General features: G+C 62.4%; 18 protein-coding genes. 11 read left to right on the forward strand and 7 right to left on the reverse strand.

Annotated elements, in window-relative coordinates; translation table 11 throughout:
- Positions 1–20: 20 nt before the first annotated feature.
- A complete protein-coding gene (locus ACLRDN_RS17865; RefSeq protein WP_413457380.1) occupies positions 21–1,412 on the reverse strand; it encodes an MFS family transporter in 1,392 nt (463 codons plus the stop codon).
- Positions 1,413–1,834: 422 nt separating this feature from the next.
- The gene (locus ACLRDN_RS17870) at positions 1,835–4,147 is read right to left on the reverse strand and encodes an NADP-dependent malic enzyme (RefSeq protein WP_413457381.1); all 2,313 of its coding nucleotides are present in this window, start codon (positions 4,145–4,147) and stop codon (positions 1,835–1,837) included.
- A gap of 402 nt (positions 4,148–4,549) precedes the next feature.
- Here ACLRDN_RS17870 and thiL point away from each other — a divergent pair, with 402 nt between their 5' ends.
- From thiL to ACLRDN_RS17885, 3 genes are all read left to right on the forward strand, one after another.
- On the forward strand, positions 4,550–5,515 hold the full coding sequence (thiL, locus tag ACLRDN_RS17875; protein ID WP_413457382.1) for a thiamine-phosphate kinase: 966 nt from the start codon (positions 4,550–4,552) through the stop codon (positions 5,513–5,515).
- Complete coding sequence (locus ACLRDN_RS17880) at positions 5,512–6,057, forward strand: phosphatidylglycerophosphatase A (protein WP_413457383.1); 546 nt, start codon at positions 5,512–5,514, stop codon at positions 6,055–6,057. The genes thiL and ACLRDN_RS17880 overlap by 4 nt, the downstream gene beginning before the upstream one ends.
- Before the next feature lie 139 nt (positions 6,058–6,196).
- Positions 6,197–6,679, forward strand: a complete 483-nt coding sequence (locus ACLRDN_RS17885; protein WP_008331030.1) for a CinA family protein — start codon at positions 6,197–6,199, stop codon at positions 6,677–6,679.
- Between the two features lie 73 nt (positions 6,680–6,752).
- Here the strand turns inward: ACLRDN_RS17885 and pyrF are convergent, their stop codons facing one another.
- Complete coding sequence (gene pyrF / locus ACLRDN_RS17890) at positions 6,753–7,571, reverse strand: orotidine-5'-phosphate decarboxylase (RefSeq protein WP_134223034.1); 819 nt, start codon at positions 7,569–7,571, stop codon at positions 6,753–6,755.
- A gap of 164 nt (positions 7,572–7,735) precedes the next feature.
- Between pyrF and ACLRDN_RS17895 the strand changes: the two genes are divergently transcribed.
- Genes ACLRDN_RS17895 through ACLRDN_RS17905 form a run of 3 tightly spaced genes read left to right on the forward strand, consistent with a single transcriptional unit; the run spans position 7,736 to position 9,746 of the window.
- The gene (locus ACLRDN_RS17895) at positions 7,736–8,329 is read left to right on the forward strand and encodes a LemA family protein (RefSeq protein WP_413457384.1); all 594 of its coding nucleotides are present in this window, start codon (positions 7,736–7,738) and stop codon (positions 8,327–8,329) included.
- A 21-nt stretch (positions 8,330–8,350) separates the two neighbouring features.
- Positions 8,351–9,211, forward strand: coding sequence for a TPM domain-containing protein (locus tag ACLRDN_RS17900; RefSeq protein ID WP_413457385.1), 861 nt, complete (start codon positions 8,351–8,353; stop codon positions 9,209–9,211).
- Between the two features lies 1 nt (position 9,212).
- Complete coding sequence (locus ACLRDN_RS17905; protein WP_413457386.1) at positions 9,213–9,746, forward strand: TPM domain-containing protein; 534 nt, start codon at positions 9,213–9,215, stop codon at positions 9,744–9,746.
- 310 nt (positions 9,747–10,056) lie between these two features.
- Here the strand turns inward: ACLRDN_RS17905 and dacB are convergent, their stop codons facing one another.
- Positions 10,057–11,496, reverse strand: coding sequence for a D-alanyl-D-alanine carboxypeptidase/D-alanyl-D-alanine-endopeptidase (gene dacB, locus ACLRDN_RS17910; RefSeq protein ID WP_413457387.1), 1,440 nt, complete (start codon positions 11,494–11,496; stop codon positions 10,057–10,059).
- Between the two features lie 355 nt (positions 11,497–11,851).
- Here dacB and ACLRDN_RS17915 point away from each other — a divergent pair, with 355 nt between their 5' ends.
- Positions 11,852–13,096, forward strand: a complete 1,245-nt coding sequence (locus ACLRDN_RS17915) for a diguanylate cyclase (protein ID WP_413457388.1) — start codon at positions 11,852–11,854, stop codon at positions 13,094–13,096.
- Positions 13,097–13,308: 212 nt separating this feature from the next.
- Here ACLRDN_RS17915 and ACLRDN_RS17920 read toward each other — a convergent pair whose 3' ends face one another.
- Positions 13,309–13,491: a hypothetical protein gene (locus tag ACLRDN_RS17920; protein WP_413457389.1), complete on the reverse strand. Its 183-nt coding sequence runs from the start codon at positions 13,489–13,491 to the stop codon at positions 13,309–13,311.
- An 884-nt stretch (positions 13,492–14,375) separates the two neighbouring features.
- On the opposite strand from ACLRDN_RS17920, the gene mgtA reads away from it, so the two are divergent.
- Both mgtA and ACLRDN_RS17930 read left to right on the forward strand, forming a co-directional pair.
- Complete coding sequence (gene mgtA / locus ACLRDN_RS17925; RefSeq protein WP_413457390.1) at positions 14,376–17,138, forward strand: magnesium-translocating P-type ATPase; 2,763 nt, start codon at positions 14,376–14,378, stop codon at positions 17,136–17,138.
- Positions 17,139–17,423: 285 nt separating this feature from the next.
- Positions 17,424–17,813, forward strand: coding sequence for a DUF4148 domain-containing protein (locus tag ACLRDN_RS17930; protein ID WP_413457391.1), 390 nt, complete (start codon positions 17,424–17,426; stop codon positions 17,811–17,813).
- A 200-nt stretch (positions 17,814–18,013) separates the two neighbouring features.
- On the opposite strand, the gene ACLRDN_RS17935 is transcribed toward ACLRDN_RS17930, so the two are convergent.
- Complete coding sequence (locus tag ACLRDN_RS17935) at positions 18,014–18,910, reverse strand: LysR family transcriptional regulator (protein ID WP_413460409.1); 897 nt, start codon at positions 18,908–18,910, stop codon at positions 18,014–18,016.
- Between the two features lie 114 nt (positions 18,911–19,024).
- Here ACLRDN_RS17935 and ACLRDN_RS17940 point away from each other — a divergent pair, with 114 nt between their 5' ends.
- Positions 19,025–19,975 carry an NAD-dependent epimerase/dehydratase family protein gene (locus ACLRDN_RS17940; protein WP_413457392.1) on the forward strand — a complete coding sequence of 317 codons (951 nt, stop codon included), beginning with the start codon at positions 19,025–19,027 and terminating at the stop codon, positions 19,973–19,975.
- Between the two features lie 57 nt (positions 19,976–20,032).
- Here the strand turns inward: ACLRDN_RS17940 and ACLRDN_RS17945 are convergent, their stop codons facing one another.
- On the reverse strand, positions 20,033–20,629 hold the full coding sequence (locus tag ACLRDN_RS17945; RefSeq protein WP_413460410.1) for a TetR/AcrR family transcriptional regulator: 597 nt from the start codon (positions 20,627–20,629) through the stop codon (positions 20,033–20,035).
- A gap of 125 nt (positions 20,630–20,754) precedes the next feature.
- On the opposite strand from ACLRDN_RS17945, the gene ACLRDN_RS17950 reads away from it, so the two are divergent.
- The gene (locus tag ACLRDN_RS17950) at positions 20,755–21,441 is read left to right on the forward strand and encodes a glutathione S-transferase (protein WP_413457393.1); all 687 of its coding nucleotides are present in this window, start codon (positions 20,755–20,757) and stop codon (positions 21,439–21,441) included.
- Positions 21,442–21,855: the final 414 nt, after the last annotated feature.

The raw sequence follows: 21,855 nt of genomic DNA on the forward strand, positions 1-21,855 counted from the left end.
CGCGCGCGGACAAGGGCCGATCAGGCCGGCTTGTGCAGCTTGCCGGAAGCGGCATCGGCCTCGCCGTGCTCATCGTCCGGGTTCATGGCGACATCACCCTTGAGGTGGCCGTCACGTTGCGGATCCGGCATGCGCAGGCTGATGATCAGCGCCACCAGGCACAGTGCGCTCACGTACCAGTAGAAGGCCGATTCCACGCCCGCCGACTTCAGCGACAGCGCCACGAATTCAGCCGAACCACCGAAGATGGCGTTACCGACCGCATACGACAGGCCCACGCCCAGCGCACGCACTTCAGGCGGGAACATCTCGGCCTTGATCAGGCCGCTGATGGAGGTGTAGAAGCTGACGATGGTCAGGGCCAGGATGGCCAGCGCCATGGCCACGCCGGGGCTGGAGACGTCCTTGAGGAAATGCAGGATCGGGAAGGTGCCGACCATGCCGAAGAAGGCGAAGCACAGCATGGAGTTGCGACGGCCGATTTTGTCGGAGATGGCACCGAAGATCGGTTGCAGGATCATGTAGACGAACAGCGCACCGGTCATGACGCCGTTGGCGACCTTGGGGTCCATGCCGGCGGTGTTGACCAGATACTTCTGCATGTAGGTGGTGAAGGTATAGAACATCAACGAGCCGCCGGCGGTGAAGCCCACCACGTTCAGGAAGGCGCGCTTGTGCTGCAGCAAGCCCTTGAGGGTACCGGCCTCTTTCTTCTTGCGGGCACCGGCCGAGGAGGTCTCGGCCAGCGAGCTGCGCAGGTACATCGCCACCAGCGCACCGACCGCGCCCAGCACGAAGGGAATGCGCCAGCCCCAGGCCATCAGCTCGGCCTTGGTCAGCCACTGCTGCATGGCGAACAGCACCAGAACGGCCAGCAACTGGCCGCCGATCAGGGTCACGTACTGGAAGGAGGCGAAGAAGCCACGGCGGCCATTGGGCGCCACTTCGCTCATGTAGGTGGCCGAGGTGCCATATTCACCGCCCACCGACAGGCCCTGGAACAGGCGCGCCAGCAGCAGCAGCGCCGGTGCCCAGGCACCGATGGTGGCATAGGTCGGCAGCACGGCCACGGCCAGCGAGCCGCCGCACATCATCAACACCGAAATCAGCATGGAGGTCTTGCGGCCGTGCTTGTCGGCGATGCGGCCGAACAGCCAGCCGCCGATGGGACGCATCAGGAAACCGGCGGCAAACACGCCCGCCGTGTTCAACAACTGGCTGGTAGCGTCACCCTTGGGGAAGAAGGCCGGCGCGAAGTAGATCGCACAGAAGGAATAGACATAGAAGTCGAACCATTCCACCAGGTTGCCGGAGGAGGCACCGAGGATGGCGAAGATGCGCTTGCGGTATTCGGCGGCGCTCAAGGGCGTGCTGGTGGTGCTGGGCGCGCTGCTTTGCGGGGTGACACTCATGGAGATCTCCTGTTATGGCCACAGGCCTGTCCGATGGACGCGACGTGCGGCGGGTCATCTTGCTTTGATAGAACCGGAACAAGGCATAACGCAGAGGCCAGCGGGACCAGGCGCGTGAAGACGATGCATGAGCGCATCAGGTGTCTGTCTCCGTGTATGCTTTTTTGTTTTGATGTTCATATTGCAGGCTTCGTGCCAGCACGAAAAGCTGGGCAATCAGATCGCAAGCCATTGATTGCAAACGGTTTTATAAAAATCACCCAAAAAGAACCCGCCAACCCGGTGCGGATTCCCGGAATGCTGCTGCGCGGCATGTCCGGGAATCCATCCACGCGCACAATGAAAAGCGGCGCATGTCTTTCGACATGCGCCGCTTTCAAGGTCTTGCGGTCTACGGTCTTACGGTCCGACCGAGGCTGCGATCAGCGTTCGGACAAGGCATCCATGACGCACAAGGCTGTCATGTTGATGATGCGGCGCACCGTCGCCGACGGGGTCAGGATATGCACCGGCTTGGCACAACCCAGCAGGATGGGGCCGATGGCCACACCGTTGCCCGATGCGGTCTTGAGCAGGTTGTAGGCGATGTTGGCGGCGTCGATGTTGGGCATGACCAGCAGGTTGGCGTCACCCTTCAACGGCGAATCCGGGATCACCGCATTCAAGAGCTTGGAATCGAGCGCGGTATCGCCGTGCATTTCGCCATCGACTTCCAGGTCCGGCGCGATCTCGCGCAGGATGGCCAAGGCGTCGCGCATCTTGCGGGCCGATTCGCTGTTGCTGGAACCGAAGTTCGAATGCGACAGCAGTGCAGCACGCGGATGCAGGCCGAAACGGCGCATTTCCTCGGCGGCCAGCATGGTGATCTCGGCCAGCTCGCGGGCGTTGGGGTTTTCGTTGACGTGGGTGTCCACCATCACCAGCTGGCGATTGGGCAGGATCACCGCATTCATCGCGGCATAAACGTTGACGCCTTCGCGCTTGCCCAGCACCTGGTCGATGTAGTGCAGGTGCAGCTGGGTGGTGCCGTAGGTGCCGCAGATCATGCCGTCGGCATCGCCCTTGTGGATGGCCATGGAGCCGATCAGGGTGTGGCGGCGGCGCATTTCCAGCTTGGCGTACTGCTCGGTGACGCCCTTGCGGCGCGACATCTCCAGGAAGCTCTGCCAGTAATCGCGGTAGCGGTTGTCGAAATTGGGGTTGATGACCTCGAAGTCGGTCCCCGGGCGCAGGCGCAGGCCGAACTTCTTGATGCGCTGTTCCAGCACTTCCGGACGGCCCACCAGGATCGGCTTGGCCAGGTTTTCATCGACGATCACCTGGACCGCACGCAGCACGCGCTCTTCTTCGCCTTCGGCGTAGACGATGCGCTTCTTGGCCTCGGCAGCCTTCTTGGCGACCTGGAAGATCGGGCGCATGAAGGTACCGCTGTGGTAGACGAACTGTTCCAGCTTCTCGATGTAGGCATCCATGTCCTGGATCGGACGGGCCGCCACGCCGGAGCTTTCGGCAGCACGCGCCACGGCCGGCGCGATCTTGATCATCAGGCGCGGGTCGAAGGGCTTGGGAATGATGTATTCCGGGCCGAAGGACAGGTTGGCGATGCCATAGGTCGAGGCCACGATATCGGACTGCTCGGCCTGGGCCAGTTCGGCGATGGCGTGGACGGTGGCGATCTCCATCTCGCGGGTGATGGTGGTGGCACCCGAATCGAGCGCGCCGCGGAAGATGTAGGGGAAGCACAGCACGTTGTTGACCTGGTTCGGATAATCCGAACGGCCGGTGGCAATGATGGCGTCGTCACGCACGGCCATCACTTCTTCCGGCAGGATTTCCGGGGTCGGGTTGGCCAGGGCCAGCACCAGCGGACGGGCCGCCATCTGCTTGACCATCTCGGGCTTCAACACGCCGGCGGCGGACAGGCCCAGGAAGATGTCGGCATCCGGGATCACTTCGGCCAGGGTGCGGGCATCGGTTTCGCGGGCGAAACGTTCCTTGTCCGGGTCCATCAGTTCCTTGCGGCCCTTGTAGACCACGCCGGCCAGGTCGGTGACGAAGATGTTTTCGATCGGGAAGCCGAGGTCGACGATCAGGTCCAGGCAGGCCAGCGCCGCCGCGCCCGCGCCGGAGACCACCAGCTTGACGTTCTTGATGTCCTTGCCCACGACCTTCAGGCCGTTCAGGATGGCCGCGCCAACGATGATGGCGGTACCGTGCTGGTCATCGTGGAAGACCGGGATCTTCATCTTCTCGCGCAGCTTGCGCTCGATGTAGAAGCACTCCGGTGCCTTGATGTCTTCCAGGTTGATGCCGCCGAAGGTCGGCTCCAGGGCCGCGATGACGTCGATCAGCTTGTCCGGGTCGGTTTCATTGATTTCGATGTCGAAGACGTCGATGCCGGCGAACTTCTTGAACAGCACGCCCTTGCCTTCCATGACCGGCTTGGACGCCAGCGCACCGATGTTGCCCAGGCCCAGCACGGCGGTACCGTTGGTGATCACGGCCACCAGGTTGCCACGGGCGGTGTAGCGGAAGGCGTTGAGCGGGTCGGCGACGATTTCTTCGCAGGCCGCCGCCACGCCCGGAGAATACGCGAGGGAGAGATCACGCTGGTTGGTCAGGAGCTTGGTGGGCGTGACCGCGATCTTGCCCGGGGTGGGAAACTCGTGGTAGTCCAGCGCTGCCTGACGAAGTTGCTGACGCACTTCTTCTTTCTTACTGATCATCGAATCCATACTCTGTATTCTCTAGTTGACTTGCGAAGGGGGTCGATTCTAGCAGAGGTCGGCCCTCAATCATAGGCCGCCGGGCTCATGCTGCTCCGCGCAAAGCCTTTTCCGGACTGGCTTTGCGGCCTGTCGACCCAAACCCGTGATGACCGCGAACATGGCATTTCCGGGGCCAGATGACGACCAGTTGTCGCCTGATGTGCGCAGTTGCGCGCAGCTTGATTTCCCGTACGAGAGGCTGACACCGCCCTTGTCTATCCGGTATTGGGGAAAACCCCTATCCCTTCACCCGCCTCTCGCGCACCCTGCCGTGACGCCGCATCCGGGCAATTTGCGCTGCATCGCAACATGCATCGTCGCCGGGATATTGTGCGCCTGAAGCCGTGACGGATTGGTTACAATCGCGCCATGCTTTCCGAATTCGAACTCATCGCGCGCTATTTCAGCCGCCCACCCGCTCCCGACAGCCGCACGGCCCTGGGCGTGGGGGACGACTGCGCGCTGATGACACCGGCCCCGGGGATGCAGCTGGCCATTTCCAGCGACATGCTAGTGGCGGGCCGCCACTTCTTCCCGGATGCCGATCCCCTGCTGCTGGGCCACAAGTGCCTGGCCGTCAATCTCTCCGACCTGGCCGCCATGGGCGCGCAGCCGATTGCCTTCACGCTGGCCCTGGCCTTGCCGGAAGCCCGTGCCGAGTGGCTGGCACCGTTCTCGCAAGGCATGCTGGCGCTGGCCGATGCCCATGGCTGCGAGCTCATCGGCGGCGACACCACCAAGGGGCCACTGACCATCAGCATCACGGTCTTCGGCGAAGTGCCGCCGCAACAGGCGCTGCGCCGCGATGCTGCCCGTGCAGGCGATGACATCTGGGTCTCCGGCACGCTGGGCGATGCCCGCCTGGCGCTGGCAGGCTACCGCCAGGAATTCGACATCAACAGCGAAGAACTGCAGCTGGCCGCCCCGCGCATGCATGCGCCAACCCCGCGCGTAGCGCTGGGTCTGGCCCTGCGCGGCATTGCCCATGCCGCCATCGACATCTCCGATGGCCTGGCGGGCGACCTCAGCCACATCCTCGATCGTTCACATGTGGGGGCGACGCTGGACGTGGACGCCCTGCCGCCCGGCGCGGCCTTGCAGCAGCGCGACCTGCACCTGCGCCGCCGCTTTACCTTGTCCGGTGGCGACGATTACGAACTTTGCTTCACTGCCCCGGCACGCCAGCGCGAGGCGGTCCTGAAGGCAGCCCAGTCCGCCGGCACCGCCGTCACCCGCATCGGCCAGATCGATGCGCAAGCCGGCCTGCGGCTGCTGGATGCCGCCGGTGAGCCGTTGCAGGACGCGCCGGATTCCTTCGATCATTTCCGTTCATGAACCAAGCTTCTTCACCCTTCCCGCCGCCGCCTTCGGCCTCTCCCCGCAAACGCAAGCCGACCCCGCACTTCATGCTGGCGCATCCGGCGCACTGGATCGCCCAGGGCTTCGGCAGCGGCCTCTCGCCCATCATGCCGGGCACGGCCGGAACGCTCTTCGCGTGGCTGTCCTACGTGGTGCTGTCCACACGCTGGCCGCAGGTCTTCACGGCGGCCAACTGGCTGGTGATCATTGCGGCCGGGTTCATCATCGGCATCTGGGCCTGCCATCGCACCGGGCAGGCGCTCAATTCGCCCGATGACGGCAGCATGGTGTGGGATGAGATCATCGCCTTCTGGCTGGTGCTGGTGCTGGTGATGCCGGCCAGCCTGAAGACGCAGTTCGCGGCTTTTGTGGTGTTCCGCTTTTTCGACATGGTCAAGCCGCCGCCGATCGCCTGGTTCGACCGGCGCTTCAAGGGCGGATTCGGCGTGATGTGGGATGACATCGTGGCAGCCTTCTATACGCTGCTGGTGTTCGCGTTCTGGCGCACTTATTGGTAACGGGAAGTGAACAATCGGAGCTTGTCCGATACAACATTTCCTGACATCGGAGTATCCTAGTCCACGCACTTCGTTGATCAACCGACCGCAGCGCGTCCGCCACGTGGCGCCGACTGCGGCACAGCCGAGGATGACACTCATGGACAGCACCCTGGACCTGGCCACCCGCGTAGGCCACACCCTCAAAGCCCGTGGCCTGCTCCTGGCCACTGCAGAATCCTGTACCGGTGGCGGCATCGCCCACGCCATCACTGAAATCGCCGGCTCCTCAGAATGGTTTGATTGCGGTTTCGTGACCTATTCGAACGCCTCCAAGAACGAATTGCTGGACATCTCCGAGGCGCTGATCGCCCAGCATGGCGCAGTCAGCGAGGAAATCGCCGGCGCCATGGCCGAAGGGGCAGTGGCCAACAGCAGCTCGGACGTGGCCGTCTCCACCACCGGCATCGCCGGCCCCGGTGGCGCGGTACCGGGCAAGCCTGTCGGCACCGTCTGCTTCGGTTGGCGCGTGGGCGACAAGACCTATACCGAACGCCTGGTCTTCAAGGGCGACCGCCAGCAGGTGCGGGCCCAGACGGTGGAACATTCGCTCAAGGGCTTGCTGAAGCTTCTGGCAGATTGAAGCGGCACGCATGAAGAAAAAGGCGGCGCTCCCATGGAGTCGCCGCCTTTTTCTTCATCTCTGCTTGCGCGGTTCAGCGGAAGCGGTTGATCTCGTCACGCGTCTGGATGGCCACCCGGCGCGCCGCAGCGGCGAAATCTTCGCCGGCTTCCGGCTTGGCGTAGAGGATGGCACGTGAAGAATTGATCATCATGCCCGTACCCGAGGCCGTCTTGCCGGAGGTGACCGTCGCTTGCACGTCGCCACCCTGGGCACCCACGCCCGGCACCAGCAGCGGCATGTCGCCGATGATGGCGCGCACCTGGGCCAGTTCGTGCGGGAAGGTGGCACCGACCACCAAGCCGCACTGGCCATTGGTATTCCACTTCTCGGCCACCAGGCGCGCCACGTGCTGGTACAGCGGCTTGCCATCGACTTCCAGGAATTGCAGGTCGGAACCACCGGCGTTGGAGGTGCGGCACAGCACGATCACGCCGCGATCCTTCCATTCCAGGTAGGGCGAGACCGAATCCCAGCCCATATAGGGGCTGACCGTGACGACATCGGCGTCATAGCGCTCGAAGGCTTCGCGGGCATACTGCTCGGCGGTGGCGCCAATGTCGCCGCGCTTGGCATCGAGCACCAGCGGGATCTCGGGGTAATTGCTGCGCAGATAGGCGCAGATGCGCTCCAGCTGCTCTTCCGCGCCCAGCGCAGCGAAATAGGCGATCTGCGGCTTGAAGGCACAGGCGGCTTCGGCGGTGGCATCGATGATGGCGCGGCAGAATTCGAAGATGGCGTCCGGCTTGCCCTGCAGCTCGGCGGGGAATTTCTTGAGGTCGGGGTCCAGGCCGACGCACAGCAGGGAATTGCGCGAGGTCCACGCAGCGTTGAGTTTCTCGATGAATGTCACGGTGATGCCTTTAACTGAAAGATGCGCTATTGTAGCGCGCCGGCCTGCCCAGACCTCGATTTTTGACTGATGTTCAGGGTTTTTCACGGAACATCGGGCACTTCAGGAGGTTTGCATGGTCTCATGCGCTCCCTTTGCTTCACTTTTGCTACGAGGAAAACAACATGAAAAAACTCTTCGCCTGGCTGGCCATCGCCATGACGGCCCTCACCCTCTCCGGCTGCGGCTACAACGAATTCCAGGCCAAGGATGAAGCCACTAAGGCCGCCTGGGGTGAAGTGGTCAACCAGTACCAGCGCCGCGCCGACCTGATCCCGAACCTGGTCAACACCGTCAAGGGCTATGCCTCCCACGAGAAGGACACCCTGGAAGCCGTCACCCGCGCCCGTGCAGCGGCCACCAGCTTCCAGATCACCCCGGAAGTGCTCAACGATCCCAAGGCCTTTGCCAAATTCCAGGAAGTACAGGGGCAATTGTCTTCGGCGCTGTCGCGCCTGATGGCGGTCTCCGAGAACTATCCGCAATTGAAGGCCGACACCAGCTTCCGCGACCTGCAATCGCAGCTGGAAGGCACTGAAAACCGCATTACCGTGGCCCGCCAGCGCTATATTGCCGCTGTGAAGGATTACAACATCCTGGCACGCAGCTTCCCCACCAACCTCACGGCCAAGCTGTTCAGCTATGAAGTCAAACCCTCGTTCACGGTAGAAAACGAAAAAGCCATTTCGACCGCGCCTGCGGTCAACTTCGGCAAATAAGCACGGGAGCCCCGACTGGCCATGCGCAAGCTGCTCCTGACCTGCTGGCTGCTGGCGTGGATCGCGCTGGCGGCCCCGGCCCGTGCCGATGACGGCCTGGTGCCGGTGCCACCGCTGTCGGCCCGCGTGATCGACCAGGTCCACCTGCTGCAGCCGCAGCAGCGCCAGGCCCTCGAAGGCGTGCTGGCCGAGATCGAACAGCGTACCGGCAGCCAGATCGGCGTGCTGCTGATGTCCTCCACCGCGCCCGAAGCCATCGAGCAATACAGCATCCGCGTGGCCGACGCCTGGAAACTGGGCCGCAAGGGCGTGGATGACGGCGTGATCCTGATCGTCGCCAAGGACAATCCCAAATCCCTGCGCCGCCTGCGCATCGAAGCCGGGCGTGGGGTACAGGGCAGCCTCACCGATGCGCAAACCAAGCGCATCCTGGAAGACGTGATCGCCCCGCATTTCCGCCAGAACGATTTCTATGGCGGGCTGGCGGCGGGCGTGACGGCGATCACCACCTTGCTGGAACAGGAAAAGCTGCCACCGGCCAAACGTTCCTCCGGCTCGGTACAGACCGATGATGGCGGTGGTTGGATCACGCTGATGGTGATCGGGCTGTTCCTGGTGGTGTTCTTTACGGTCTTGCTGAAGTCGCGCCGCAGCAGCCGCAATGCCCTCAACAGCAATGACTGGGGACGCGGCGGCAGTACGACCGCCGGCGTCATCATCGGCAGCCTGGTCGACGAGGCCTTGCGCCAGGCCAGTTCCGGACGGGGCGGTTCGCGTTCGGGTGGCGGCGGCTTCGGTGGTGGATTTGGAGGATCGTCGGGTGGCGGCTTCTCCGGCGGTGGCGGTACATTTGATGGCGGCGGTGCCTCGGGAGATTGGTGACATGGCGCACAACAACGCATCCCCTTCCCTGTTTGCGCGCCTGCTGCGCCACTTGCGCATGACACGTGCGGCCGCGCGGCGCATCTTTCCCTCCTCTACCCTCAAGGCGATCCAGGCCAGCATCGGCGAAGGAGAGAGGCAACATCGCGCCCAAGTGCGCGTGATCGTCGAAGCCGCGCTCACGCTGGGCGCAGTGCGGCGCGGCGAAAGCGCCCGCCAGCGCGCGCATGAGCTGTTTTCGCATTACCGCATCTGGGATACCGAAGAAAACTGCGGCGTGCTGGTCTACCTCAACCTGGCCGACCGCAAGGTCGAGATCGTGGCTGATCGCGGCATCAACGCGCGCGTCACGCGGGAGCAATGGCAGAAGGTGTGCAAGCAAATGACTGCCGGATATGCCGCCGGCCAATACGAGGCCAGCACACTGCAAGCGCTGGCCAGCCTGCACGCCCTCTTGGCGAAGGTCTTGCCGCGCGACCCTGAAGGTCACGACGAGCTGCGCAACGAACTCTCGGACAAACCGTTGCTACTTTGATGCCATGAAAATACTGTTCTGGCTGGTAGCGCTTGCCGCGCTGTTGCTGCTCCTGCGCATGATCATGCGCCGCGTGATGCCCCGGCCACAGCCACCGGTGCATTATCGCGCTCCCTCCTATTACAGCAAGACACGCTATAGCTCACCGGGTGTTCCTGCAAGCAACGGCGCTGGCTGGGCGGGCGACGTCAGCAGCTCGGGCAGTGGCTCCGATGGAGGAAGCGGGGGCGATTGCGGCGGCGGGGACGGCGGCGGAGGGGGTGACGGCGGAGGCGGTGGCGGCTGCGATTGAAGCCGCCTCCTCTTCATCTCAACCGTTCTCGTACACCCATTGCAACAAGGCATCCTGCGCCTGCTGCCCATTGGGCGCAGCAGCGTGATTGATCAGGAACACCACCACATAAGTCTTGCCCGAGGCCGCCTGCACATAGCCCGCAATCGAACGCACGTCATTGAGCGTGCCCGTCTTGATGTGCGCCTGTCCGGCCACGCTTTGCGTCTTCAGGCGACGGCGCATGGTGCCGTCGTAACCGACCAGCGGCAGTGAAGACACGAACTCCGGCATCAGCGGCGAACGATAGGCCTGCACCAGCACGCTGGCCAGCAGCGCCGGCGTCACGCGCTCCACGCGCGAAAGACCGGCGCCGTTCTCGATGGCCAGGCCATTGGTATCGATGCCCTTGTCATTGAGCCAGCCGCGCACCGCGCGCGCGGCGTTGACGGTGTCACCGGGCTGGCCGGTCATCTCCGCCCCCAGCGTGAGCAGCACCTGGCGCGCCATCACATTGTTGCTGTACTTGTTGATGTCGCGGATGACTTCCGGCAGCGGTGGCGACTGCACTTCGGCCATCAGCCGCGCCGAAGGCGTGACTTGCCCGTTGAGCACGCGTCCGGCAAAACTGCCGCCCAGGTCGGCCCACATCTGACCAAAACTCGCGCCTACATACTGCACATTATTCATGCGATAAGGATGTACATACCATACGCGCGGCCCGCAGTCGGCGCTGTAGCTGCCGGTAAAACTGACGGCGTTGGGGTCGTTGTTCATCTTCAGCTTGCCCTGCCAGTCGCCACAGGGTTCCTGCGACAGGCGTGGCGGCGTGAGGGTGATACCGGCCATGGGCGGATCCATGCTCACGTTGACCACGCCATTGACCGCATCCGGTTCAAAACGGAAAGCCTGGGTGCGGTAATTCATCAGCAGCGCATCGGGGCCCGCGTTGTACGGCTTCTGCGGATCGCCATCGAACTGCGAGGGGTCATAGCTGGACTCCGCAAAATAAGTGCGGTCCAGCACCAGGTTGCCGCGGATGTCCTTGATGCCGCGTGCGCGCAACTGGCGCAGGAACAGCCAGAAATTCTCCAGCACCAGCTTGGGATCGCCCCCGCCCTTGAGGATCAGGTCGCCATTGAGCACGCCCCCGGAGAGCGTGCCGTCAATGTAGGCCTGGGTCTTCCAGGTATAAGTCGGGCCGAGGATCTCCAAGGCCGCATCCGTGGTCACCAGCTTCATCACGGAAGCAGGATTGAAGGGCTGTGCGGTATTATTGGCCGCCAGCATGCGCTTGCCGCTTTCGGCATCGACCACCACCACCCCCGTGTTCTGCTGCGGGATATGGGCCACCCGCAGCGCACCGACCACAGCCGGCGGCAGGCCCTGCGCGCAGACGGCACTGCTGGCCAGGAGCGAAACGATGAACGAAGAAAAACCAAACCGGTGGCACTGCAGGAGGCGGGGGAAGCGGAACATGATTCAGGCAGAAGTGAGGAGCAGGCATTATAGGGGATGCATGACAGGCCGCCGGCACGCTGCCCCGAGGACATCGGCGCGTCACCTTGCCATGCGACACTAAGGGCTTTACACCAGCAACAGGAACAGGGACGGTGCATTGGCCCGGCTTCCCAAAGACAGATGCCCGCAGGAAACGGTTCCCCGTGGGCGGCAGATCAGGGTCAAGGCCGGGGCAGGCCAGGCTTGCGAAGAGCCGCCAGAAGGCGTTACGCTGCGTGACCGATAATCATGCTTGCCATGTAACCGGCGCGTACCAGCCGTTCAGGCGGCGTTGTCCGGCTGCCGGCGCCTGCGGTCCCGACGAAAGAAAAACATGAACATGTCCTCCCCCTCCAACCCCGATTGCTCACCCGCGCACTCCGCCCCCTCAGGCTGGCCGCGCCTGCGGCGCCTGCTGCTCAATCTCGTGGATCCGCTGGCGCTGTATCGCCCGCGCACCGCCGGTGACAGCCACGCCGCCACGGCCGCACTGGCCGGCAAGGGCGTGCGCTTCGTGCAGCGCATCTACCGTCTGCGGGTGATCGGCCTGGGTGTGGGGTTTTTCTGCGTTGCTGCCGGCTTCCTGCAACATCCCGTCGCGTGGCCGCTGTGGCTGCTGCTGGTGGCGCATGGCTACGCATGGCCGCACGTCGCGCGCCATTGGGCGCTGCGCAGCGCCATTCCCTATCGCGCCGAACGGCGCAACCTGGTCATCGATGCCGCCCTCGGCGGCTTCTGGATCGCCGCCCTGCAGGGCAACCTGGTGCCCAGCGCAGTCATCATCTCCATGCTGTCGATGGACAATATTGCCGCCGGCGGACTGCGCCTGTTCCTGCGCGGGCTCTATGCCAGCCTCCTTGCCTGCGCACTGGGGTGGTGGCTGCTGGGTGCGCATTTCCTGCCGCAGTCGGACCTGACGACCATTCTCGCCTGCCTGCCCATGATGGCGCTCTATCCGCTGGCGCTGGGGCAGTCCACCTACCTGATGTCCAAGAAGCTGGCCGAGCGCTCGCGCCAGTTCGAGATCGTCAGCCAGCTCGATGGCCTCACCCTGCTCTTCAACCGCCGCTACTGGGAAAGCCTGCTGCTGGACGAATTCGAACGCCGCCACCGCCAGCTACCGGGAGAGACCCAGACCTTCCTGCTGTTGCTGGACCTGGATTACTTCAAGAGCATCAACGATACCTGGGGCCACCTGATCGGTGACGAAGTGCTGCGCAACTTCGCGCGCCTGCTGCGCACCCGGCTGCGCGAGCAGGACTGGATCGGGCGTTACGGGGGAGAAGAATTCGGAGTGATTCTGCGCGACATGCGGCCCGCCGACGCGCTGGCCCTGGCACAGGGCCTGGTTGAAGCGGCGCGCATCCATAATGATATAAACAATTTATATGGCTGCACCGTCAGCGGAGGACTGGTGCCGTTCTCGGCCGACATGGAGGCCCATTTCGTCTGGCTGCAACGGGCGGACCACGCCATGTACTGCGCCAAGGAAAGCGGACGGGACCGGCTGGTGGTCTGGCATCCTGCGCTCGAACGCGCCAGCGCGCCCAATCAACCGCCGCCGCCCTGCTGCACATGAGCCGCAGGCGATGAACGCACGAAAACGATGGACGCAAAAAAGGCCGATGTTTTCGGGGCCGCCACGAGACCACTGTGAAAACATCGACCTAGGGAAATCAAGGCGGGGCGATCGGCATGACGGAATGATAGGCGTACTTCCCTAAAAAAATGCCTGCGCCGATGCCCCGGCCACTGCCGCAACGAGCGGCAAAGCGGGCCGCAGAAAGCCCGCTAAATTAGCACTGGCAATGCTTCCAGTACTAAGAGGGCGAGCAGTGCGCCGAAGACCGCGCCCACTGCTCTCAAACTGGTTCGGACCATCCTTGAGGCCACCGGAACCTCCCCGCATAGCAACAAACCCGCCAGCGCCATGGGAACGAAGAACATCAGATTGTTCATGATGAGGTTGGGCATGATGCGTCTCCTGGTCGAGTTTATTGGTTTTGCGCGGGTTGCTGCGCGTACTCTGTTCGGGCTTGCCTCGTATCGAGTATAGGCCGTACACCATGGAAGACAAGGCGCTGCGGGCGAGAATCGGTGCTGCAGAGCAGCGTCCGCAGCAGAAAAAATCAGCTTCCTGATCCCCACCGTGAAGTAAAAAGCTTCCACTCCGGCTTGTTGCAGATGCACAAATTTTCGGCAACGCGGGCGAATTTGCCTTGACCCTGTTTTCCGCGCGGGCGTAGAATTCGCCCGTTCTCATTTTTTGGAGTCCCTCTCATGGGCACTTGTTCGGGTGACAGTTGTTGCCGGTTAATTCCGGGTTAAGCCTCAGCAAGGATTTCAGCAGGACTTCATCCTGTCGTCATCTTGCACCAGGCAGATGACGGCAATTCATGTCGGCAGCGCACGGTCTTTACGGGCCGGTTTTCAGCAGCGCCGCTGACCACGACATTCCCTCACAACGACAGATCGACGATCGACCGCCGCAGACACGGCGTCAGAACGCAGCTGCATCGCGACCGCATGGCCCGCTCCGTCGAGCCGGCAGCCGGCTCGCCTGATGCCGCGCGCGCCATGACGCAACGCCTTCCGCATGGCCAACCGCCATGCGGCTGCACGTCTGCTCGCGCCTTCAGGCGCCGATGACAGGGACTCCGCTCAACCAGGCGGAGGCTGCAATGCGACAGACACATCCATCATGAACACGCGAAGACCCAGCGCGCCGCGTGCGGCCGCCCGTCTTGGCGGGGGCCGTCCACGGCGCTGACCCCGATGCCGGCCTGCCCTGCTGCAGGCCGACGCGATGCAAACCGCTTCGTCCACGGGACGAGGCCCAACAAGAAAAGAAGCACGCCATGAATCTGAACCTGCTGAAAGAAACCTTTGTCAGCTTCATCCGCGCACGCGGTATGGATCGTCACTTCCGCCGCCTGGGCATGGACATGTTCCGCAGCGCCCAGGTGACCAAGGAAGTCCCGCAAACCCTGGCCGAGCAGTTGAGCCAAGCTTCCCGCAGCGAGGTCCAGGCCCTGCTGCAGCGCCTGCAGTCGCGCCCCGACGGCCTGACCGAGTCGGAAGCCGATGCCATCCGTGAACACAGCGGCCCCAACGAAGTCGAGCACGAAAAGCCGCTCACTTGGTACGTCCACCTGTGGCACTGCTACAAGAACCCCTTCAACCTGCTGCTGACCCTGCTGGCCGCGGTCTCCTTCTACACCGAGGACATGAAGGCCGCCATCGTCATCGGCACCATGGTGGTGGTCTCGACCTTGCTGCGCTTCGTGCAGGAAGCGCGCTCCAACACCGCCGCCGACAAGCTCAAGGCCATGGTCAGCAACACCGCCACCGTGATGCGCCACGACCAGGTCGAAGAGATCGCCGCCGAAGCGCAGCGTTACTTTGACGTGATGCTGCACCCGAAGGGCGCACGCCGCGTCGAGGTGCCCATCCACAAGCTGGTACCGGGCGACATCGTGCTGCTCTCGGCGGGCGACATGATTCCGGCTGACCTGCGCCTCTTGGCCGCCAAGGACCTGTTCGTGAGCCAGGCCGCGATGACCGGCGAATCGCTGCCGGTGGAAAAATTCGTCACACCCGGCAACCTCAACACCAGCAGCCCGCTGGAGCTGGACAACCTTTGCTTCATGGGTACCAACGTGGTCAGCGGTTCGGCCACGGGCGTGGTGCTGACCACCGGCAAGCGCACCTATTTTGGCGCGCTCGCTGAACGCGTCACCGCTACGGACCGCACGCCGACTGCCTTCCAGGCGGGAGTCAACAAGGTCAGCTGGCTGCTGATCCGCTTCATGCTGGTGATGACGCCGGTGGTGTTCTTCATCAACGGTTTCACCAAGGGCGACTGGGTGGAGGCTTTCCTGTTCGGCCTCTCCGTGGCCGTGGGCCTGACGCCCGAGATGCTGCCCATGATCGTGACCTCGACCCTGGCCAAGGGCGCGGTGGCGCTGTCGCGCAAGAAGGTGATCGTCAAGCGGCTCGATGCGATCCAGAACTTCGGCGCCATGGACGTGCTGTGCACCGACAAGACCGGCACGCTGACGCAAGACAAGATTTTCCTGGAACGTCATACCGACATCCACGGCGCACCCGACGACGAAGTGCTGCAATACGCCTACCTGAACAGTTATTACCAGACCGGCCTGAAGAACCTGCTGGACGTGGCCGTGCTGGAGCACGCCGAACTGCAACGTGAAATGTCCATCGCCTCGGCCTATCGCAAGGTCGACGAAATTCCTTTCGACTTCCAGCGCCGCCGCATGTCGGTGGTGGTGTCCGAGCGCGAGGATCACCACGAACTGATCTGCAAGGGTGCGGTCGAGGAAATCGTCTCGGTCTGCTCGCGCGCCCGCGTCAATGGCCAAGTGGTGCCGCTGACGCCGGCCCTGCTCGACGAGATCCGCGCCACCACCGGCAGTCTCAACGCCGAAGGCCTGCGCGTGGTCGGTGTGGCCGCCAGGGACCTGCCGCCGACCAAGGAGGTCTATAGCCTCGCTGACGAATCGGACCTGGTACTGATCGGTTACATCGCCTTCCTCGATCCGCCCAAGGAATCGACCGCCCCTGCCCTGGCCGCCTTGCGTGCGCATGGCGTGAAGGTCAAGATCCTGACCGGCGACAACGAACTGGTCACCGCCAAGATCTGCCGCGAAGTGGGGCTGGAGGTCAAGGGCATGCTGCTGGGTTCGTATGTCGAGAAGATGAGCGATGCCGAATTGTCTGAGGCGGTGGAAACGGTGACCGTCTTCGCCAAGCTCTCGCCGGCGCACAAGGAACGCATCGTGCGCGTGCTGCATGACCGTGGCCACGTGGTCGGCTTCATGGGCGATGGCATCAATGATGCGCCGGCCCTGCGTGCGGCCGACATCGGCATCTCGGTGGATACGGCCGTGGATATCGCCAAGGAAGCGGCGGATCTCATCTTGCTGGAGAAGAGCCTGATGGTGCTGGAAGAAGGCGTGCTGGAAGGCCGCAAGACCTTCGCCAACATGCTGAAATACATCAAGATGACGGCCAGCTCCAACTTCGGCAATGTCTTCTCGGTCCTGATTGCCAGCGCCTTCCTGCCTTTCCTGCCGATGCTGCCCTTGCATCTGCTGGTGCAGAACCTGCTGTATGACGTCTCGCAGATCTCGATTCCCTTCGACAACGTCGACAAGGAATTCCTGGAAAAGCCGCAGCGCTGGGATGCGGGGGATATTGGCCGTTTCATGGTCTTCTTCGGCCCGATCAGCTCGATCTTCGACATCACGACCTTCGCCCTGATGTGGTATGTCTTTGGTGCCAGCTCGCCGGAACATCAAACCCTGTTCCAGTCCGGCTGGTTCATCGAAGGGCTGTTGTCGCAGACGTTGATCGTGCACATGATCCGCACGCGCCGCATCCCGTTCTTCCAGAGCCGCGCCTCGTGGCCGCTGATGGGAATGACGCTGGTCATCATGGCCATCGGCATTGCGATCCCGATGACGCCGCTGGCACATTACTTCAAGCTGGAGGCGCTGCCGCTGTCCTACTTCCCGTGGCTGGTGGCGATCCTGGTCGCCTATGCGGTGCTGATCCAGGCGATGAAGGGGTGGTATGCCAAGCGGTATGGGTGGCAGTAACCCAGCGCCTTGGTGCTGGAATGAAGAATGAAGATGCCTGCTCCACGGAGCAGGCATTTTTTTTCAAGCAGCCATTTTGGCGAGGCCAAGCTCCTGCCGACACTTCCCCGTAAATTATTTCTTTTTATGAAATGGTTATTTTACATATATCGAGTTTATCCCTCGAAATCGAAACAATAAACTGCAATGGCCGCCCGATATCGCTTCGATGCCGGTGTGACAGGTGCCCTGCCTTGCCGACACAGCACTGCAGGTCCGAAGAAGAAATCAACTCATGAGGAAAAAATGAAGTCGTTCAAGCTATTCGCTTTAACTGCAATCATCTGCGCTAATGGCTGCCTGTTGACGGCCACCGCCCACGCCCAGGAAACACCTGTCCAGGGAAAGACACGCGCAGAAGTGATCCAGGAACTGAAGGATGCCGAGGCCGCAGGACTGGTGAGCCGAGGGGATGTCGATTATCCGATCCTGCCTGAATTTGCATCAACCAAGACCCGTGGCCAGGTCATCGAAGAGTTGAAGCAAGCACGCGCGCAAGGCCTCCTCAACATCAATGACGTGGACTATCCTCCTACGCCTGCACCTTCCTACAGCAAGACACGTGAAGAAGTAAAAGCTGAATTGCTGGAAGCCCAGCGACACGGTGACATCAACGAACTGTACCGCGACTACTGATCACGACAGCCCCCTTCCGCCTGCCTGCTGGTTGCTCTCTCCCCTGTCGCCCTTGGCCCGCACACTGGAATCACTGAACCGAGAACGTCTGTTCGGCATGCAAGCGCAGCATCAGGCGGATGGCGCATCTTTGCCCGACGATCCGGGCGGCGCAGCCATATCGGCCATGCATGCCTTCTCGCAAAAAGCCCGGGGGCGCATCAGCCGCCACGTATATACGCGCCCAACCCCGCCACCAAGGCAGCAAAAGTCACGGCACAACGCGGACTGGCGCGCAGATCCTCATGCATGGCGATCCAGGTTTCCATCTTGACCGAGAATTTCCTGGGCAGCAGATGCACCAGCGCCTCTTCCCTGGCGGCCACGCCCACCTGGCAAATCCCGATACCGAAGCCCGCACGAATAGCCGCCAATTGCGCCAGGTCACTATCGGCCCGAAACGCCAGGCCGGCGCGCGTGAGCCAGGGGAATTGCTCTTGCACCTTGCGCACGTAGGCGTTCTCCTGGTCGAAGCCGATGAGCGCATGGCCGGCCAGCGCGGCGATCGAATGCGGGACCCCGTGTGCGGCCAGGTAGCGCTGGTGCGCATGCAATCCGACTTCGATGCTGCCCAGCCGCTTGGCCACCAGCGCATCCTGGGCCGGTTTGAACATGCGCACGGCAATATCGGCCTCCCGCTGCAGCAGGTCATCGGCCCGGTTCGACATCACCAGCTCGATGCACAGCCCCGGATGGCGATGCTTGAGTTCGGCCAGGATGGGCGGCAGCACTTCCACGCTGATGACCTCACTGGCAGTGATCCTCACCGTGCCGCGCACTTCCCTGCCGTGGCTGCTGGCGACCCGGCGCAGCGCGGCTGAAGTGGCCGCGATGCCAGCCGCATAGGGCTTCAGTTCCAGCGCCGCATCCGTAGGCGAAAACCCATCAAACGAACGCACGAAGAGCTTGAGCCCGAGCGCCGCTTCCAGTTGCTCGATATGGCGGCCCACGGTGGGCTGCGTCAGGCCCATCTCGCGCCCGGCCGCCGAGAGCGATCCCGTCTCCAGGACCTTGAGGAAACTGCGGTACCACTCCCAGTTGGGTTCGATCTCGGCCAGGGTATTCATTTATGTATAGGGGCTAGGCTGTTTTATGCAATTATCATTTATACCGCAATTTTGCATACTGGGGATGTTCGCACATACACACACACCTTCACCCAGGAGAACCCCATGTCCAGGATTGCCCTCTTCGGCGCCGCCGGCGCCATCGGTCAAAGCATCGCCACTGCCATCAGTGCCCAAGGGCAGCCCTACCGCGTGGTCGGGCGCAACGACACCAGCTTGCGCCAGGCCTTCGGCGCCGATCCCCTGGCCGAGATCCGCACCTGGGATCCCGATTCGCCGGCCTCGGTCGAAGCGGCGGCGCACGGTGTCGAAACCCTGATCTACCTGGTGGGCGTGCACTACACGCAGTTCGAACTGCATCCGGAACTGATGCGCAAGACTCTGGCTGGTGCCATCCGTGCGGGCGTCAAGCAGATCCTCCTCATCGGCACGGTCTACCCCTATGGTCTGCCACAGTCCGCGCCGATACGGGAAGACCATCCGCGCAACCCGCACACTTTCAAGGGCCGCATGCGCAAGGCGCAGGAAGACTTGCTGATGCAGGCACACAAGGAAGGACAGGTCCGTACAGCCGTATTGCGCCTGCCGGATTTCTACGGCCCGGGCGTCGAGGCCAGTTTCTTGCATGGCGCGATCAAGGCCGCAGCCCAGGGTGGCACGGCCGACATGATCGGGCCGCTGGACCGTCCGCACGAGTTCGTCTTCGTGCCGGATGTCGGGCCGGTGGTGGCCAGGCTGGTGAGCACGCCTGCCGCCTTCGGCAAGGTGTGGCATCTGGCCGGTGCCGGCGTGACGACGCAGCAGACCCTGGTAGACGAAATGGAACGCCAGACCGGACGCAAGCTGAAAAAACGCGTAGCAGGCAAGACCATGCTGCGTCTGATCGGACTCTTCAATCCGATGATGCGCGAGCTGGTGGAGATGCACTATCTGCTGGCGCAGCCAGTGATCATGGACGATACGGCGCTACAGCAGTTGATCGGGCCGATCAAGAAAACGCCGTATGGCGAGGGAATTCGGATGGCGCTGCAAGCCCAAGGCTGGAGGCGCTCCTGAGCAAGGCGACAAGGCCGCACGGCTTGATCGCTGCACGCGCTACTGCGATGCTGGCCATCACGATGGTTTTTTTCTCGAAGCGGGCTTGCCGGGCAACAAGCCTGCAGCGAAATAGCTGCGAATGAGCTCGTCATACACGGTGATGTCACGACGACTGCGTGCGATCAACTGGGCACCCGCCACGGCCGCAAAAATGGCTTCTGCCCGGCGGGTACTTTCCTTGTCGGAGGCCGGGGCGTGGCTTGCCAGCATGCGCTTGAGCCAGGCCACATTGACCTCTGCAAACTTCCTCACCTCACGCTTGATCTCCTCGGGAAGATCGTCCGTCTCCGCTGCCAGGAAACTGCACAGGCAGATGCGATTGTCCCGGTCAAGCGCATGGCGGAAGGTCTCCGGGTAGCTGCGCAGGCATTCGAGCGGAGACGCCGCGGCCTCCTCCATCGCCCGCAGTGCCGCCTCGGCGTCTTCCCAGTAGCGCCTGGCGACGGCCGCGCCCAGCTCCGCCTTGCTGGCGAAATGATGATAGACGCTGGCCGCCTTGATGCCGACGGCACTGGCCAGGTCGCGCACATTGAGGCCGTTGTAGCCATGCGCTTGCGCAATCCTCGTGGCTTCCACGAGGATTCTTTCCCTTGAATTGACGCCTGCTTCCATTTTCACCACAGCTCCTAGAGAAAAGCGTTGACACGGCAAAGTATAACGCAATATCGTTAACCTAACGATCGTTAGGTAGTTTTCGTTGAGGTCCCATCACTTTTCATTTACTTCTGGAGCATGCAATGTCATCCACCGCCACACACAAAGACCCGCACAGCCCTTCCCTGATGACGGTCTACGACTTTCCGGTCGGGCCGTACCCGACACGGGTGCGTATCGCCATCGCCGAGAAGGGGCTGCAGGACAAGGTCCAATTCAAGCTGGTCGATCTCTACAAGGGGGAGCACAAGACACCGGAATTCATCGCGCAAAAAAACTATTCGGGCACGCTGCCTGTCCTGGAGCTGGCCGATGGCACCCTCATCGCCGAATGCACGGCCATTACGCAATATCTCGATAGCTTGGAGGGTGCGCCCAGCCTGACCGGCACCACGCCGCTGGAGCAAGGCTTGATCCACATGATGAACAAGCGGGTGGAGATCGAATTGCTGGACGCCATCAGCGTCTATTTTCACCACGGCACGCCAGGCCTGGGGCCGCTGGTGGAGCTGTACCAGAATCCGGAGTGGGGTTTCCGCCAGCGCGACAAGGCGCTGCGGGGCATGCATTACATCGACCAGGTGCTGCAGCGCCAGCCGTATGTCGCTGGCGAGCAGTTTTCGATGGCCGACATCACGCTCATCGGTGCGCTCGTCTTTGCAGCCATCGTCAAGCTGGAAATTCCTGCGGAATGCAGAGCGCTTTTGTCCTGGTACGAAAGAATGAAGGCGCGCGATAGCGTGGCGAGTCAGCCGGCGTTTGCCGGATAAGAGGACTTTTCGGGGTTGCGAGAGGCGGGCGTTGGGCGAGAGGGAAAACGCCCGCTTTGGGCACCGATAGCGGACGTCTCGAGTGAGGCGGCTTTACGAAAGAAGCGGCAAGCAATGAGCTTGTGCAACATTGCGACAACGGAATTGGCAGGAACCCGCTTCATACATCTAACATGGAAAATTCCGGACAGATATATCTGCATGACCAGCTGTCAAGGTGAAGGTGCCTATCTCTACGACATAAAACCGGAGAAGCACAGGATTTCGACCTGGCCCGGCACGATGATTTCCTGAAAGGCATTGTTCAGAATAGCTGGCCGAGCTTTTTTGCTTTTCTTGATTGGTATCTTTGAGGGAAGCGCATGATCGCTCGGCAACGCGTTCGGATATCTGCTTCTGGCCGAGGCTGTGTAA

The sequence above is a fragment of the Herbaspirillum huttiense genome, assembly GCF_047300815.1.
GTDB lineage: Bacteria > Pseudomonadota > Gammaproteobacteria > Burkholderiales > Burkholderiaceae_D > Herbaspirillum > Herbaspirillum huttiense_A.